Consider the following 17,137-nt stretch of genomic DNA (forward strand, 5'->3'; position numbering starts at 1 on the left):
GTGGAGGTGAAGTTAATGAGTAAAGTTGATAGTGTTTTGGACAAGTATAGTGCCAAAGTATACAAAAATAGAAAAAAACATATGCTTGAACTTGAGCAGGAAACTCAAGAGATAGATGCAAATAGAAGAACTATACCAGGGGTTATGACACATAGAGGATGTTGTTATGCTGGATGTAAAGGTGTTGTTCTTGGACCATTAAAAGATATAGTACTTTTAACTCATGGACCGATAGGATGTGGATATTATTCATGGGGTACTAGAAGAAATAAAGCAGTACCACAGAAAGGTGACGGAAACTTTATACAATATTGTTTTTCTACAAATTTAGGTGAAAGTGATATCGTATTTGGTGGAGAAAAGAAATTAAAGGCTGCTATAAAAGAAATTGTAGATATATTTAATCCAAAAGCAATATTTATCTGTGCGACATGTCCAGTTGGACTTATAGGTGATGACTTACCAGCGGTTGCAAATGAATCTAAAGAATTGTATGGAATTGATGTTATATCATTCCCTTGTGAAGGATATAAAGGTGTATCTCAATCAGCCGGACATCATATTGCAAATAACAAGCTGATAAAATCTGTAATAGGAACTATGGATTACACACCGAAAACTCATTCAGTTAATATCCTTGGTGAATATAACATAGGTGGTGACGCTTGGGAAATAGAAAGAATTCTAAAGAAAATAGGCTATGAAGTTATATCAGTCATGACAGGTGATGCTAGCATTGACGATATAAGAAAAGCCCATACTGCAGATTTAAATCTAGTCCAATGTCACCGTTCCATTAATTATATCGCAGAAATGATGAAAATTCAATATGGTACTGCGTGGATAAAAGTTGATTTTATCGGGGTTGATTGTACTGTTAGAACTTTAAGAGACATTGCTAAATTCTTTAATGATCCAGAGTTCACAGAAAGAACTGAAGCAGTTATAGCTGAAGAACTTGAAGATATTAAAGATGATATGGATTATTATAGAAGCAAGTTAACTGGTAAAAAAGCAGGTTTATATGTTGGAGGTTCAAGATCTCACCATTATCAAATGCTATTAAATGATTTAGGTGTAGAAACATTAGTTGCAGGATTTGAATTCGCACATAGAGACGATTATGAAGGTAGAGAAGTAATACCAACTATAATTGAAGATGCGGATTTGAAAAATATCGAAGTATTAGAAGTAGAAAAAATTGAAGGTAAATATAAACCAGTGAAAACAGATGAAGAATTAGAAGAATTAAAGAAAGAAATTGTCAATTTAGAATACTATCCAGGTATGATGCGTGACATGAAAAAAGGTTCAATTGTAGTTGATGATTTAAATGAATTTGAAACAGAAGAATTTATTAAAAAGTTAAAACTTGATATGTTTTTCTCAGGCATTAAGGATAAATATATAATACAAAAAGGTGGAGTATTATCAAGACAATTGCACTCTTATGATTATAGTGGACCTTATGCAGGATTTAAGGGCGCTGCAAATTTTGGTAGAGATGTAACAATGAGTTTATATACTCCAGCATGGAAATACACTGTAGCTCCATGGAAAACAGAATCAATATTAGAAGGAACATTTGGAGGTGAGGTATAATGTTAGATTTAACTCCTAAAGAAATGAAAGAAAGAAAAGCGATTACTATTAATCCTAGTAAAACATGTCAACCTGTGGGCGCTATGTATGCAGCTCTTGGAGTTCATGGATGTATGCCGCACAGTCATGGTTCACAAGGTTGCTGTTCATATCATAGAACAGTTTTATCTAGACACTTTAAAGAACCTGCGATAGCAACAAGTTCATCATTTAGTGAAGGTGCTTGCGTATTTGGTGGAGGCAGTAATATTAAAACTGCTGTTAAAAATATCTTTGATATGTATAATCCGGAAATAATTGCAGTTCATACTACATGTTTATCAGAAACAATTGGTGATGACTTAAAGGGTTTTATTGATGCTATAGATATTCCAGAAGGAAAATATGTGTTGCATGCAAATACTCCAAGTTATGTTGGATCACATATTACTGGATTCTCTAATATGGTTTCAGGTTTTATTAAAGGTTTATCCAAAACAACTGGAGTAAAGAACGGAAAAATGTGTGTAATCCCTGGATTCGTTAATCCTGGTGACATGCGTGAAGTAAAGAGATTATTAAAGCTTATGGGTGTAGATTTTACAATGTTACCAGATACAACTGGAGTTTTAGATGCTCCAATGACTGGGAAATATGAAATGTATCCAAAGGGTGGTACAAAGATTCAAGATATTATTGAATTAGGTGACTGCGAAAAAACATTAGCACTAGGAAGCTTTGCTTCAGAAGGAGGAGCATCTACTCTTGAAAAATTATATAAAGTTCCATATTCTACATTAAAGATGCCAATAGGTATTGGTTCTACAGATGATTTAATCATGGAATTAAGTAAATTCAGTAAGCAACAAGTTCCTTATGAACTTGAAGAAGAAAGAGGACAATTAGTTGATATAATGATTGACTCTCATCCATATTATGATGGAAAGAAAGTAGCTTTATATGGAGATCCAGATGTGCTAATTGCTTTATCTAAATTCTTATTAGAACTTGGAATGATTCCTAAGTATGTAATTACAGGAACTCCATCCAATGTATTTGAAAAACAAATGAAAGCATTATTTGATGAATTTGGTGTTGAAGGCTGCATAGCTAAACAAGATTCAGATCTTTTTGAATTGCATCAATTAATTAAGAATGAACCTGTTGATTTACTAATGGGTGGTACTCATGGTAAATACATAGCAAGAGCTGAAGATATTCCACTAGTTAGAATTGGATTCCCAGTATTAGATAGATATGTTCATTCATATATGCCTAATGTTGGATATAGAGGTGCTATGAGATTATTAGAATTAATGCTTGGTGCATTAATGGATAGACAAGATAGAGACGTAAAAGATGAAGATTTTGAATTAGTAATGTAGATAAATATGTATAATTACCGAAATCATAAATATTTTGATTCCGAAAAACTATGAAAATATCGCTGAAGGTTCTAAGCAGCAGGTTGTATCCAATTTAGCATGCTCCAACTTTCAGTTTGACAAGCTAAATTGGAACAACCTACAGCTAAGAACCTTTAACAGCTCATTTTCAAATGTTTTCTCCACAAATATATTTATGATTTCTAGTGAAAATATGAACTTAAAGTTTTGGTAATTTCTAATGAGGAAATCCTACATTAGTATTCTAAATGCAACACTGCATATTATGACTCTTGTGGTTACAAAATAGTACCTACTATTTCTGGTGTAGTGTATATTTCAAAACTTAAATTTATTTTTGAAATTATTTATCTAAAAATAGTGTGTGAAGTAAGTGTTTAATAAGTATTTAGTGGAAAGATGTGTATTTGGGATAGAGTCTTCACTGCAAGTTAAGTTTAAATGTTGATTTATTTATTTAAAAGAGTATCAACCATTTCTGGTGTAGTGTATATCTAAAATTTAAATTTGTTTTTTAAATTTATTTATTTGGAAAGAGTGTGTGAAAATAGTATAAACCAAATCATATGTATATGTTGCAATTCACAATTGAGTCTAAAATTCTTGCAATATTTTTAGAATTATGATGACGAATTAGTTTTGCAACATATATAGAACAATATAAAAAATATACCCCTATAAAAAAAGCAGCTATGCTGCAATTAAGATCTTGAATAAAAAAAGCAACTATGATGCAATTAAGATTTTAGAAGATATGTTAAATTCAAAAAAGTTAATAATTTCAATGATTGAGCAATTGAACATGGATAAAACATGTCAATTGCTCTATTTATTAATAAGGCTTTTAATGCTTATTAATATTGAAAATTGAGAATGTAGAATGAGTAATAAATTTAGTTATAAGGAATTTGTAAAAAATGTATTATGTGCATTATTTAAAGTAAAGTTAACTTTCATCCTTTATTCTCAATTCTCAATCTATAATTATAAATTCAAAAGGTGGTGTGGCATTATGGAAAAGAAAATAAGTAATTCACTTCTTGAAGAAAGAGAAGATTTTGTATGTTTTAAAGAAGGTCATAATAAAAAATCTATGAAGTGCGATGGTGATAGTGTATCAGGATCAGTTAGTCAAAGAGCGTGTGTATATTGTGGAGCAAGAGTTGTATTAAATCCAATAACAGATGCATACCACATAGTTCATGGACCTATTGGATGTGCTAGCTACACTTGGGATATAAGAGGAAGTCTTTCGAGTGGTGAAAATTTATATAGAAATAGTTTTTCAACAGATTTAAGTGAACAAGATGTTATTTTTGGTGGTGAAAAAAAATTAATTGCTGCCATAGAAGGAATAATGGAAAATCATAATCCTAAGTTAATTTTTGTTTATGCAACTTGTATTGTAGGTGTAATAGGAGATGATGTTAAGGCCGTATGTAAGATAGCTGAGGAAAAATATAATGTACCAGTTATTCCAGTTATGTCTCCAGGTTTTTCTGGAAATAAATCTAAAGGATATAAACTAGCTTGTAATGCACTAATGAATTTATTTTCTAGAAATATTCTGCCTAAGAGAAAAGGAATTAATATGTTAGGTGATTTCAATTTGGCTGGTGAAATATGGATTGTTAAAGAGTATCTAAAGAAAATTGGAATAGATGTAATATCAACTATTACTGGAGACTCCAGCTATGACAAATTACTAAAGTCTAGCAGCGCAAGTTTTAATGTTGTTCAATGTGCTGGCTCCATGACATATTTAGCAAAGAGAATGGAAGCAGAAATGGATATTCCTTTCGTTAAAATAAGTTTTGTGGGACTTGAAGATACAAAAAATTCATTACTCAGAATAGCAAGCTTATTTGGAGATGAAGAAATGTTAGCAAAGGCTAAGGCTTTTGTTAAAGAAGAGGAACAAAAAATATTGCCTGTATTAGAGAAATATAAGGAAAATCTTAAGGGGAAAAAAGCTGCAATATATGTAGGCGGAGGATTTAAAGCAATCTCCTTAATCAAACAGTTTAATGAACTTGGAATAGATACAGTGATGGTTGGAACACAAACTGGAAAGAAAGATGATTATGAAGTTATAAATAGTTTAGTTAAAGATGGGACAGTAGTTTTGGACGATGCAAATCCTTCGGAATTAGAAAAATTTATGATTGAGCAGGATGTAGATATTTTAGTTGGAGGAGTTAAGGAAAGACCACTTGCTTATAAATTGGGAGTTGCCTTTTGTGACCATAATCATGAAAGAAAGCATCCACTTGGAGGTTTTGTGGGAGCTGTTAATTTCGCAAAGGAAATTAATCTTTCAATTAATAGTCCTGTATGGAAGTATGTAAAGGAGAGTGAAGAGAATGAAGGAATCTAAAAGTTATGTAAATCTAACCGTAAATCCATGCAAAATGTGTATGCCTATGGGAGTTAGCAATGCTTTATATGGAATTAAGAATTGTATGACTATATTACATGGATCACAAGGTTGTAGTACATATATTAGAAGACATATGGCAACACACTATAATGAGCCGGTAGATATTGCTTCATCTTCACTAACTGAAGAAGGAACTGTTTATGGTGGTGAAAATAATTTGATTAAAGGATTAGAAAATTTAATTAAATTATATAACCCAGAAGTTATAGGTATTGCAACAACTTGCCTTGCAGAAACCATAGGAGAGGATGTAGTAAGGCTTTCAAAGATATTTTATGAAAAACATCCAGATAGTAAAGTTAAGTTAATACCAATACAATCGCCGGGATATGGTGGAACTCAATATGGCGGATATTTTACAGCTTTAAGGGCAGTTGTAGAAAATGTAGAAATGTATCCAGATAAAAATGAAAAGGTAAATGTTATTGCCGGGCCAATGAGTAGTGCAGATATGAGGGAGATAAAAGAGATATTGGAGGAGTTTAAAATTGATTATATATTGCTGCCTGACTTATCTGAGAATTTAGATGGAGTTCATAGCAAAAAATACAACAGACTTCCAAGTAATGGTACAAGTATAGAAGAAATTAAATTTATGGGTGGAGCAAAAGCTACTATTGAATTAACTACCTTTATTAAAGAAGAATATTCTGTAGGAAGTTATTTAGAGGAGAATTTTGGAGTTAAGAATTTTAGAATTAATGTTCCAAGAGGTCTTAGAGATACTGATAATTTTTTAAAAGTGCTAGCTAAAATATCAGGAAATCCAATTCCAGAAAAATATAAAAAACAAAGAGGAAGATATTTAGATGCTATGATTGATTCTCATAAATATAATGCAGAAGCTAGAATTGCTATATTTGGAGAACCTGATTTTGTATACTCTACTGCAAGATTAGCTGTAGAAAACGGAGCTGTACCAGTACTTATTGCAAGTGGAGATGTATGTAAAAAACTTGAACCAAGCTTAAGGGAAGAAGTTAACGAACTTTCAAATCAGTTATTTGCAGGTGAATGCAAAATCATAGATGAGGCAGACTTTAAGGAAATAGAAAAATTCGCCTTAGATTTAAAGGTAAATGTAATGATTGGAAGCTCGGATGGAAGAAGAATAGAGGAAAAACATAAGATTCCATTAATTCGAATGGCATTTCCTATTCACGATAGGATCGGTGGACAAAGAATATTGTCTATAGGCTATGAAGGATCTTTAAATTTAGGTGATCAAATTACTAATGTTATGCTCGCTAAAACTGAAATGACTTTTAGAGAGAATTTATACAATGAATATTATAAGGAAGAAGTTGAAATAAGTAATAAAGATATAGCAATTGAGGGGGAGAAAAAGATGGAAGCAAGGATTATCAGCAGAGAAGAAGTAGAAGAAAAAACAAAAACTCATCCATGTTTTAGCTGTTCATCAGCTCACAAGTATGCAAGAATGCATATTCCTATAGCACCAAAGTGTAATATTAGCTGCAATTATTGTTTAAGAAAATTTGATTGTGTTAATGAGAGCAGACCTGGGGTAACAACTGAAGTATTATCTCCAGAAGAAGCTTTTGCTAAATACAAACTAGTAAAATCAAAAATGGACAACTTAAAAGTTGTTGGAATAGCTGGACCTGGCGATGCTCTTGCTAACTTTGATAATGTTAGGGAAACTTTGAAGCTTATAAGAGAACATGATCCAGAAGTTACATTTTGTCTATCAACAAACGGATTAATGCTTCCATTTTATGCTCAAGAGCTGATTAATTTAGGAGTAAGTCATGTAACTGTAACAATGAATGCTATTGATCCTAAAATAACTGCTAAAGTATATAAATTCGTAGATTACTTAGGGGTTACTTATACTGGTGAAGAGGCAGCTCAAATTCTCTTAAATAACCAATTATCAGGTATAAAGTATTTAGCTGATAGAGGAATTATGGTTAAGGTCAATATAGTAATGCTTAAGGGAATTAATGATCATCATATAGAGGAAGTAACAAAAAAAGCAAAGGAACTTGGAGCAGGAATAACAAATATAATGCAAATGATTCCTGTAAAAGGAAGCGTCTTTGAAAATATGCCACTTACAAGTAATAAAGAAATAATGGATTTAAGAAAAAAATGTGGAGAGCATATTGAACAGATGTATCATTGTAAGCAATGCAGAGCAGATGCTATTGGTTTACTTGGAGATGATCAATCTCAAAAATTTAATAAGCCGTCAAATATAAAGGAAGTTACAGAAGAAAAACCACTAAAGTTTGCGATTGCATCAAAAAGTGGAATAGGCGTGGATATGCATTTTGGACATGCATCTGAATTTTATATCTATGAATATAAAAATGGAGAGCCAAGATATTTGGAAAAAAGAAATGTTGAAAAATATTGTAATGGAAAAGAAGTTTGTGAAGAAGAGGAAGATAAGTTTGTTAAGCTTTCAAAAGTTGTTTCAGACTGTAATGGAGTACTTTGTCTTAGAATTGGTGATGAACCAAAAAGAAAATTTAAAAGTATGAATATAGAAATTTTTATGACATGTGAAACTATTGAAACAGCTGTTGAAAAAGCAGCAGAAGCTATATTAAAAGGAACTGAAGTTAAAGAAATGCTAAGAGCTTAAACCTGAATAATTAGTATATACACAGAAATAATGTGGTATGCGTTTGCTACAATTGACCTGAGATTTATATGGATGATTCTAAGGCAACATTTCGCAAAGGCATCCTCCATTATTTCTGATATATTATAGATATTCAATATACATGTTTAAATTAAAGTTTAATAAAAAAGAGGAGGCAAATAAAATGATCGATATAAAACATCATATTTTCGTTTGTGCAAGTTGTAGAGTTAATGGAATGCAAAAAGGAATGTGTTATTCTAAAGATTCAGTAAATGTTGTACAAAAGTTTATGGAGGAAGTTGAAGATAGGGATTTAATAAATGAAGTAATGGTAACTAATACAGGGTGTTTAGGCGTATGTAATAAAGGTCCTATTGTAGTTGTTTATCCTGAAGGAACTTGGTATGGAAATGTAAAGGTTGAAGATGTAGAAAGAATTGTAGAAGAACATATTGAAGGTGGAAAAGTAGTTGAAGAATTAGTTATCTAAAAATTATAGACAACATATGTGGTAGCTTACCGAAATCATAAATATTTTGATCCGAAAAGCTATGAAAATATCGCTGAACATTCTAAGTTGCAGGTTTCACCACTTTAGCATGCTCCCACTTTCAGTGTGACAAGCTAAAGAGGAACAACCTACAGCTAAGAATCTTAACAGCTCATTTTCAAATGTTTTCTCCACAAATATATTTATGATTTCTAGCTAAGATAACCATTTATATATAGTAAATATGTTCACATAATAAGTCTATTTAATAATTTGGACATCTATATAGATAAACAACTTAAGAATTAGATTTATACTTTGCAATAAATACCATACTAGAAAGCAGAAACATTTTTATGAAGCAGGCATTGAAAATTAGCTGGTAAAAGCTCTTAATTGTAGGTTGTTCAACTAATGCTTGTCACAATGAAATTGGAAGCAAGCATTAGTGGTGCAACCTGCAATTTAGTGCTTTCAGCAAAGTTTTCATGGTCCTGTGAAATAACAATGTTTCTCCTTTCGGGGGATTATTGCATAAGTCTAAGTTATGTATTGTTTATCTATATAGATATAAGGGTGGATTGAGTAATGGAGGAAAGAAAAATTAAAATTATAGATAGGACAATAATTGTTTTGAGGGAAATATTCGGAGATAAGTTAAAAGAAAAAATCCCTAAAATAAGAGAATTGATAAAGTTGTTAAATATGATAGGTAGTGATTATATAGAAATTACTCAAGAACTCTATGAAGAATTGTCACCATTGCCTCAAAATATAAAATTTATAGTATCTAGTAATAATATTATTAAATTAGAGAGTGCCAATGAGTTGAGTAGTTTTTTAATCAGCGAATCGAGTATATATAAGAAGGGAAACATTAGAATAATTGGATTAGATGATGGAATTTTTTATGATTATGAAAAAATTTTTGCAGCAGTTATAGATACCGTTGGAAAGAATATAGAAATGTGTATAAGAAATAAATATAAATCATCTACAGCTTTGACATTAGAGTGGATTAAAGCTGGTGGTGAAAAAGTAGTAACGACTTTTGCAGGAATTGGTGGCTTTACGCCTCTTCAGGAAATATTAGGAGGCATTTCTTTTTTAGAGAAAATCAAAAGTCGGGGTGACTATAGATTATTTCCAGAAGTATTGAATATATTTGAAGATATTACTGAAAGCAAAATTCGAGGGAATGCACCTTTTATAGGAAAAGATATTTTTAATGTAGAATCAGGAATCCATGTAAATGGAATAGCTAAAGATTCAAGAACTTTTGAACCATATGATCCTAGTGAAATTGGAAGAAAAAGAAATATTATTATAGGTAAGCATTCAAGCATAAATGCATTAGAAATAAAATTGGAAGAACTAAACATAAAATATGAGTATGATAATCTAATAATTATGTTGGAAGATGTAAGGAAATTGAGCACACAAAAGCGTGGTGGATTAAGTGATGATGACATAAAAAGATTATATAAGAAACTGTGCATTTAAATTTATAAGGTGGTGATATATTGGTTTATAATGAAATATATATTGTAGATACAACTTTAAGAGACGGGGAGCAATGTGCAGGAAAAGCTTTTTCAATTGATGAAAAAATTGAAATTGCAAAATATATGGATAAAATGAAGATTTTTCAGATAGAGGCAGGAATACCTGCAATGGGAGATTTGGAAAAAGAATGCATCAAGCGAATATTAGAAATAAGAAAAAATTCATTGATTTCCACTTGGAATAGAATGAATAAAAATGATATATTTCATTCCATGGAGTGTAAGCCAGATATTATTCATATTAGTGTTCCCACATCGGATATACAAATATATTTGAATTTAGGAAAGGATAAAAAGTGGGTTGAAGAAAATCTCAAGGAATGTGTATTTTTGGCAAGGGATAAAGGATATGAAGTCACTATTGGTTTTGAAGATGCTTCTAGAGCAGACATTAGCTATCTTATAAATTTATGTGAAATAATTATGCCTATGGGTGTAAAACGGGCGAGATATGCAGATACAGTAGGAATATCTATGCCTTCACTTATAAAAAATTCAGTTAAAACTTTAATAAACAATACCGGAATAGAAATAGAAATTCATGCTCATAATGATTTCGGAATGGCAATTCCTATTTCATTAGAAGCCGTTAAAAGTGGGGCTAAATATGTGGATTGCACATTGGATGGAATAGGTGAAAGAACAGGAAATTGTAATTTGCAGGAATTTTTGAAAATATCAAATGTGTTTTCAAAAAGGAATGAAAAAGTTGAGGGATTAATTTAGAGATATATGTTGCAATTCACAATTACGGCTAAAATTTTTGCAATATTTTTAGAATTATCATGAACAATTATTTTTGCCATATATTATTGTAATAATAAATTTGTAAGTAGAACTCTAGTGAGGTAATTGCATTAAATGAGAATAAAATGTAGAAACTCAATTACAACATATATAATATAAAACAGTTCTAAGGATAATTAGTGAATTTATATAGTAAATAAAAAGGTGAGCTTGAAAACGTAGATGCTATTTCAAGCTTATTTTATTGTATAGAAGATTATAGATTGAATGTCTTATTCTATTAGGATCTAGATGTGTCGCTGTATGTATACTGGAGAATATTAGAATAATTTATTATAGATACCAAATATAAGATTTTATATATTTAATAAAAAAGTTTATAAGTTTTCTAAAACTTTAAGTTCATATATTCACAAGAAATCATAAATATATTTGTGAAGAAAACATTTGAAAATGAGCTGTTAAAGGTTCTTAGTTGTAGGTTGTTCAACTAATGCTTGTCACAATGAAATTGGGAGCAAGCATTAGTGGTGCAACCTGCAATTTAGAACTTTCAGCGAAGTTTTCATAGTCCTGTGAAATAACAATGTTTCTTCTTTCGGTGGTTCAGTGCATAAGTTTAAGTTATATATTGTTTATCTATATTGAAAAAATATAAGTTGAATAGTATTATTTATAAAGTCCAAAATAATAAATGTGTTTAAATAAAATTGTGTTATAATTTATTACATAAATTATTGTTAATTGGCGGGTGAACAAGATGAAGTTGGCAGATGAAAAAAAACAAATTATGAGCAAACTAAAAAGTGAGGAAGTAAATAATCTTCTAGAAAGATATAGCATTTCAAGTATGCTCACTTTTGGAAGCTTTAACAACGATGATTTCACTCAAGAGTCAGACATAGATATAGCAGTAGTAGGTAAAGAAAATATATCTTTAGATAAAATATTAGAACTTGAATTATTTTTGGAAAGAGCTTTGGGTAAAGAAATTGATGTTATAGATTTAAGAAGTAGAGAATTGACTATATTTTTAAAAATAAATGTATTAAATGAAGGTAAAATTATATATTCTAATGATAATAACATTATCTTAGAAAAGTATAAAGAAGATGTTGATATACTATATAAAGAAAATGAGAATTTCTTTTGGTTTAGAAGAAAGGATGTGTTGTCGTGAATCAAGAAAGACTTATAAAGATAATTGAAGACTTTCAAGAGTGTATAAGTGATATTGAGGAATGCATTGAAATATTAGAAAACAATAGTGATAATAAATTAATGATTAAGCTTGCAAAATCTAGTCTAAGGCAGTTATTTGTAGGATTCCATACAATACTAGAAGACTTTACATCAGTAACTCTTAAGTCATTAAAAAAATATAAAATAGGTATGACTTTAAATGACAGTTTGGAAATTTTGAAAGAAGAAAAAGTACTAGATGCTGAATTATTTGATTTCTTAGAAAAATCAAGATTACTTAGAAATAGAATTTCACATAGATATAAAGAACCAGCGCATGCAGAATTATTTGAGCATGTTGTAAAGTATAAAGATGATTTTAAGAAAATTTTAAATATTGCAAAGCAGCATTTAAAAGAGTAAGTAGGGGAAGAGATGCTAGAAGATTTAATAAGTGTGTTAGATAATGTAGTATATTTAGATATTGAAACGACTGGACTTGATGAAACATGCTCAGAGATTATAGAAATTGGAGCTGTTAAGGTTAAGAATGGAGTTATAACTACTTATAATACGTTAATAAAACCAAGAGGGCGCGTGCCAATAAGTATTTACAGTCTTTGTAGTGGCCTAAAGGAGGCAGATTTGCTAAGTGCTAGAAGTTTGAATTCTATAAAGCAAGAAGTACTAGAGTTTTTAGAAGATTTGCCTCTAATATGCCATAATGGAAATTTTGAAAGAAAATTTTTATCTTTTTATATTCCTGAAATAAAAAATACAATAATGGATTCCATGGAGCTTGCAATAATTCTAGAACCATGGAGAAAGGAATATAATCTGGATTCTTTAATTAAAGAAATTACTAATTTAAATAAAGATGAACTACATAGAGGATTATCAGATTCAATAGATACATTAAAAGTAGTGAATTCGCTCATTTTAAGGCAATGGAATAGAGAAGAGCATAGCAGAAAAAAGAATAAATCCTTATATAATCTTATCATTAATGAATATCAGTATTTGAAAAAATGGCCATGGACTAAGCACTTATTAAAGCCTCCTTTTTTCATTGATGAAGATTATACATATGTAAATTACCTAGAAAGCAAAGAAGAAGAACTTAATTTAAAGAAAATTCCTATAGATTATTTGAAATATGAAGATTTACTTGAAAATGAAGAGATATGGAATAATGGTGGAGATTTTGGATACCAATATAGAAAAGATCAAAAGGAATTTGCAAAGAAGATAAGAGAAAATTTTGAAAAAGGTGAGAGAATATTTATAGAGGCACCAACTGGAAGCGGGAAGACTTTTGCGTATGTAATAATAGCTGCCATTGAAACGTATTTAAATAAGCAGAAAAATAGAAAAGATGATGCTAGTTTTATTATATCTACCAATACAAAGGAATTGCAAAATCAACTCATTGAGAGAGATATTCCGACCATACTTAAAAAATTAAGATTAGATGATAAATTAAATTATGGCGCTATGAAAGGGAAGGGAAATTATCTTTGCATAGAACGAATAAATAAATGTGAAGAATTGCTGCTGGATGAAAAAGGGAACTTAGCATTACTTTTTCTTAGGAGACTTTGTGAAAATGGTAATTATGGAGATATAGAAAATATAAATTACCTAGTGCAAAAACATTTAGAATTGGATAAGTATATTAGGGAAGTTAATTGTGATAGTGAACAGTGTAAGCTGGATAAATGTGCAAAAGCCTGCTTTTTGAGAAAAAGATATAATGAGCTGCCTGAGGAAAATATCACAGTTATTAATCATTCTCTTTTAGCGTGCTGGCCATATACTGAAAAGAAAAAAATTAACCACATAATTATTGATGAGGGTCATAACTTAATGGAAAAGTGTTATGATTTTTTTGCTGAGGAATTTTCAACAGCTGAATTTATAGAATTACTAGACCTCATAGATAAAGGTCATCCAAGTATTATAGCTATGCTTTTAACTTTAAATGCTGGCTTTGGTTATAGAGAAACTATAGAAAAAGATAAAATTATGTATTTAACAAATGATATTATAGTGAATATAAACATACTATTAAATGATTTTAGAAGCTTAAGACTTATAAGTGGAGAATATAATTTTACTACTGAATTTTTTATTCCAAGGGAAGATTTAAAAGGAATAACTAATGCAGTAGGGTCTGAAATATCAGTTTTGAAAGAAAGTATATATCCATTATATAAGATCTTAAATGATTATGTTTCTAATATAACTTTAGATGATGAAATAGATGGAGACAGCGATCATAAAAATTTATCAGATTATATAGCAAAGCTTAAAAATGCATTTGATATTTTAGATAAGTTTTTAGAAAGTTCGGTATTCTATGCCAAAATATTAGAAGTAGACTCAGAGTATAAATCATTCACACTTAAAAATGTTCCTTTAAATGTTGGAGAAATGGTTAATGAACATATGTTAAAGGATATTAAAAGTACAACGTTTTTATCAGCAACATTAAGAATAGAAAATTCTTTTAATAAAATAAAAAAACATTTAGGACAGGAAAAAGCAAATGAGTTTATAATTCCACCAACTTTTGATTTAAAGAAAAGGACTAAAATATTTGCTTTAAAGGATGTTGGAAGATATGATGAACCATCATACATTAAAAATGTTTCAAAATTTATTTATAATGCTGCATTAAAAATAAACGGTCATATTCTTGTTTTATTCAATAATAATGCAAGGAGAACTGCTGTGAGCGAAGAGCTTGAACTGCTTACTAGAGGAACAAAAATAGAAGTACATATGAGTAAAAAATCAGTAAGAGCTTTAAATGATAAAAATAGGCAGGTTATAATACTTGGGAGTAAGGGTTTTTTTGAGGGAATAGATGTACCTGGAGATGCATTAAGTTGTGTTATGTTAGATAAAATTCCTAATTATAGTCCAGAATATCCTATTTTAAGAGCAGTTACTACATACCAAAAGAAGGGGTATCAGGATGTGAATTATCCGCAGGTATGTATTAAAGCTAAGCAAATATATGGTAGACTTATTAGAAGTACTTTTGATTATGGATACTTTATAATTTTAGACCCAGGACAAAACTCATATACTATAAGAAATCTTGAAAGAGATCTAAATGGGCCAAGTATAGAATTTTCATCGACTACTAAAGTGCTTTCAGAGATGGAGTTTGATTATAATAATTGGAGAAGAAACAATATTAATACGATCATAAACAACATTAAGAAAAATAATAAAAGTATTGAAGATGAATTTAACAATGAATCAAAGAAGCATAAATTATTTTGGGAATTACTAAAAGTAGAAAATGGTATGTATTATTTTGAAAATGTTAATTTTAAATTAAATGGTAAAATTTAAAGCATGCTTAAGTGGCTAGATTTATATTATTGTATATGTTGCAATAATAGATTTAAATTTAAGATGCTAGTGAACTATATAAACTTTAATGAAAAATTGCTTTTATATGCAGCTAATAAATAAAGACTCGCAACTAGAATTATCAAATTCACATATAGGGCATTATCAAGCTAAGTAGAAAACCAGGAGTAAAATGCAGAAGGTTAATTAAAATATATACATAGAACGTATATATTAACAATTATAGGGTGATTTTTGGTAAATTATTTTGATAATAGTAAAATTTTCGGAAAATATATAAGTCATAAATGTAATATATGCTATAATAAATGTATATAAATATAAAGTTGAAAATTTATGATATTTTCATATGGAGGTGGTAATAATATAAATAAAGTAATTTATTTTACAAAATAAGCAAATTATAATTTAGAGATTGAATAAAGAGAGGTATGTGAAGGGTATGGTAGAAAATATAACACAATTATTACAAGAATATAAGAGTACAAAGGAATGCTTAGAATCTGGGTTGAAATGGATGCCTAAGAATGAGTACGCTAAGTCTAAAATCGAAGTTATAAATATGGTCATAAATGATTTAGAGCAATTAGAACAGCAACTTAGTTAATAAATTGAAAATATGAGAGTGAAAATTATAACTTAAAGTATAAAAAAAGTTATTAACATATAATAAAACTGTCTCAAAACTGTATTTTGAGGCAGTTTTATTTATATATGTTGCAATTCACAATTCGCAATTATGGCTAAAATTCTTGGAATATTTTTAGAATTATGATAAAGAACTATTTATGCAATATATATAAATTATACTATCTTATTTTTAATCATGCCCATATTTCATAAATAGCTTCTGCTTCTTTTATGCCTTGATTAAATCCAGCCTTTGCAGATGCTGCAGTATGAGTTGGATCATAAGGATTTTTTCCTATTGCTAAAATGCTATCTTTATTAGGTACAATAAGGGAAACAGATGAGCTTTTTTGCATTTCAGCAACATCTTCTTCAACGCTTGGAACTAGACCATATTTTTGGGGCATAGGCGATAAAATTACAACTTTATCATATGAATCTGCCAAATGTGCATTTGTACTCGAAACCATTCCCCCATCAATCCAGTCTATTCCATTAAAGTTTACTAATGGCCAGAGTCCTGAAACTGCACCACTTGCGTTTACTGCATTTATTAGCGTTGTTCCTGAATTTTTATCGAGTACATGGAGATTACCGGTTTTTGCATCTATTGCAGTGACCTTTAACGTTGAAGGCCAGATAGTTGTGATGAGCCTTGATTCAACAACTAATTTACGTTCTTCTATTGATACTTTTGTAGGATATTTTTTTGCAATATCTCCAAACATCTTTCCAATTTCTTTTTTATTATCTTTACCATATTGAAAGGCTTGGGTCCATAACATCATAAGTTCAGAACTAACAGATACATTTACTTCAGATGCATTTTGGATGAGTTGAGACTCATAAAGTTTTCTCATATTGTAGCTACTTGCTAATGAGGATCCAACAAATGAGCCAGCGGATGTTCCGATTATAACATCTGCGTCTGCTAAATTAATTCTCTCTTGTAACAATGCCGCAATTATTCCGATCTCCCAAGCAATTCCAGTTACTCCGCCACCACCTAATACAACAGCTCGTGTTTTTTTATTAATATTTTGCATGATAATATTCCCCATTTCTTTATTATATTAACTAGTAAAGTGTTTA

At 29.9% G+C, this 17,137-nt stretch carries 12 protein-coding genes; 11 read left to right on the forward strand and 1 reads right to left on the reverse strand.

The genetic code is table 11. The features are described 5' to 3' along the window. Nucleotides 1-15: 15 nt before the first annotated feature. From T483_RS0126435 to T483_RS31825, 11 genes are all read left to right on the forward strand, one after another. Nucleotides 16-1,602, forward strand: coding sequence for a nitrogenase component I subunit alpha (locus T483_RS0126435; RefSeq protein WP_026889542.1), 1,587 nt, complete (start codon nucleotides 16-18; stop codon nucleotides 1,600-1,602). After that, entirely contained in the window at nucleotides 1,602-2,966 is a 1,365-nt protein-coding gene (nifK, locus tag T483_RS0126440) for a nitrogenase molybdenum-iron protein subunit beta (RefSeq protein ID WP_026889543.1), read from the forward strand. The genes T483_RS0126435 and nifK overlap by 1 nt, the downstream gene beginning before the upstream one ends. A gap of 1,033 nt (nucleotides 2,967-3,999) precedes the next feature. Continuing rightward, on the forward strand, nucleotides 4,000-5,364 hold the full coding sequence (gene nifE / locus T483_RS0126445) for a nitrogenase iron-molybdenum cofactor biosynthesis protein NifE (RefSeq protein WP_026889544.1): 1,365 nt from the start codon (nucleotides 4,000-4,002) through the stop codon (nucleotides 5,362-5,364). Then, a complete protein-coding gene (nifB, locus tag T483_RS0126450) occupies nucleotides 5,351-8,041 on the forward strand; it encodes a nitrogenase cofactor biosynthesis protein NifB (RefSeq protein WP_026889545.1) in 2,691 nt (896 codons plus the stop codon). Before nifE ends, nifB begins: the two co-directional genes overlap by 14 nt. Before the next feature lie 184 nt (nucleotides 8,042-8,225). Continuing rightward, nucleotides 8,226-8,534: a 2Fe-2S ferredoxin gene (locus T483_RS0126455; protein ID WP_026889546.1), complete on the forward strand. Its 309-nt coding sequence runs from the start codon at nucleotides 8,226-8,228 to the stop codon at nucleotides 8,532-8,534. A gap of 588 nt (nucleotides 8,535-9,122) precedes the next feature. After that, nucleotides 9,123-10,037 (forward strand): homocitrate synthase/isopropylmalate synthase family protein, encoded by a 915-nt coding sequence (locus tag T483_RS0126460; RefSeq protein ID WP_026889547.1) that lies wholly within the window; start codon nucleotides 9,123-9,125, stop codon nucleotides 10,035-10,037. Nucleotides 10,038-10,057: 20 nt separating this feature from the next. Further along, complete coding sequence (locus tag T483_RS0126465; protein ID WP_035790629.1) at nucleotides 10,058-10,825, forward strand: homocitrate synthase; 768 nt, start codon at nucleotides 10,058-10,060, stop codon at nucleotides 10,823-10,825. Nucleotides 10,826-11,606: 781 nt separating this feature from the next. Continuing rightward, nucleotides 11,607-12,026: a type VII toxin-antitoxin system MntA family adenylyltransferase antitoxin gene (gene mntA, locus T483_RS0126470; RefSeq protein ID WP_026889549.1), complete on the forward strand. Its 420-nt coding sequence runs from the start codon at nucleotides 11,607-11,609 to the stop codon at nucleotides 12,024-12,026. Next, nucleotides 12,023-12,451, forward strand: a complete 429-nt coding sequence (locus tag T483_RS0126475; protein ID WP_026889550.1) for a HepT-like ribonuclease domain-containing protein — start codon at nucleotides 12,023-12,025, stop codon at nucleotides 12,449-12,451. The genes mntA and T483_RS0126475 overlap by 4 nt, the downstream gene beginning before the upstream one ends. A gap of 12 nt (nucleotides 12,452-12,463) precedes the next feature. Then, entirely contained in the window at nucleotides 12,464-15,394 is a 2,931-nt protein-coding gene (locus T483_RS0126480; RefSeq protein ID WP_026889551.1) for a helicase C-terminal domain-containing protein, read from the forward strand. 463 nt (nucleotides 15,395-15,857) lie between these two features. Further along, nucleotides 15,858-16,022, forward strand: coding sequence for a hypothetical protein (locus T483_RS31825; protein WP_196244928.1), 165 nt, complete (start codon nucleotides 15,858-15,860; stop codon nucleotides 16,020-16,022). Nucleotides 16,023-16,239: 217 nt separating this feature from the next. On the opposite strand, the gene T483_RS0126490 is transcribed toward T483_RS31825, so the two are convergent. Next, a complete protein-coding gene (locus tag T483_RS0126490; RefSeq protein WP_026889552.1) occupies nucleotides 16,240-17,091 on the reverse strand; it encodes a patatin-like phospholipase family protein in 852 nt (283 codons plus the stop codon). Between the last annotated feature and the right edge of the window lie 46 nt (nucleotides 17,092-17,137).

This window comes from Clostridium beijerinckii HUN142 (assembly GCF_000621745.1).
GTDB classification, from domain to species: Bacteria; Bacillota; Clostridia; order Clostridiales; family Clostridiaceae; genus Clostridium; species Clostridium beijerinckii_A.

Coding starts and splice junctions, on each gene's coding strand:
- T483_RS0126490 (WP_026889552.1), bottom strand. CDS start 17,091: ATGCAAAATATTAATAAAAAAACACGAGCTGTTGTATTAGGTGGTGGC.
- mntA (WP_026889549.1), top strand. CDS start 11,607: ATGAAGTTGGCAGATGAAAAAAAACAAATTATGAGCAAACTAAAAAGT.
- T483_RS0126455 (WP_026889546.1), top strand. CDS start 8,226: ATGATCGATATAAAACATCATATTTTCGTTTGTGCAAGTTGTAGAGTT.
- T483_RS0126480 (WP_026889551.1), top strand. CDS start 12,464: ATGCTAGAAGATTTAATAAGTGTGTTAGATAATGTAGTATATTTAGAT.
- T483_RS0126460 (WP_026889547.1), top strand. CDS start 9,123: ATGGAGGAAAGAAAAATTAAAATTATAGATAGGACAATAATTGTTTTG.
- nifE (WP_026889544.1), top strand. CDS start 4,000: ATGGAAAAGAAAATAAGTAATTCACTTCTTGAAGAAAGAGAAGATTTT.
- T483_RS0126435 (WP_026889542.1), top strand. CDS start 16: ATGAGTAAAGTTGATAGTGTTTTGGACAAGTATAGTGCCAAAGTATAC.
- nifB (WP_026889545.1), top strand. CDS start 5,351: ATGAAGGAATCTAAAAGTTATGTAAATCTAACCGTAAATCCATGCAAA.
- nifK (WP_026889543.1), top strand. CDS start 1,602: ATGTTAGATTTAACTCCTAAAGAAATGAAAGAAAGAAAAGCGATTACT.
- T483_RS31825 (WP_196244928.1), top strand. CDS start 15,858: ATGGTAGAAAATATAACACAATTATTACAAGAATATAAGAGTACAAAG.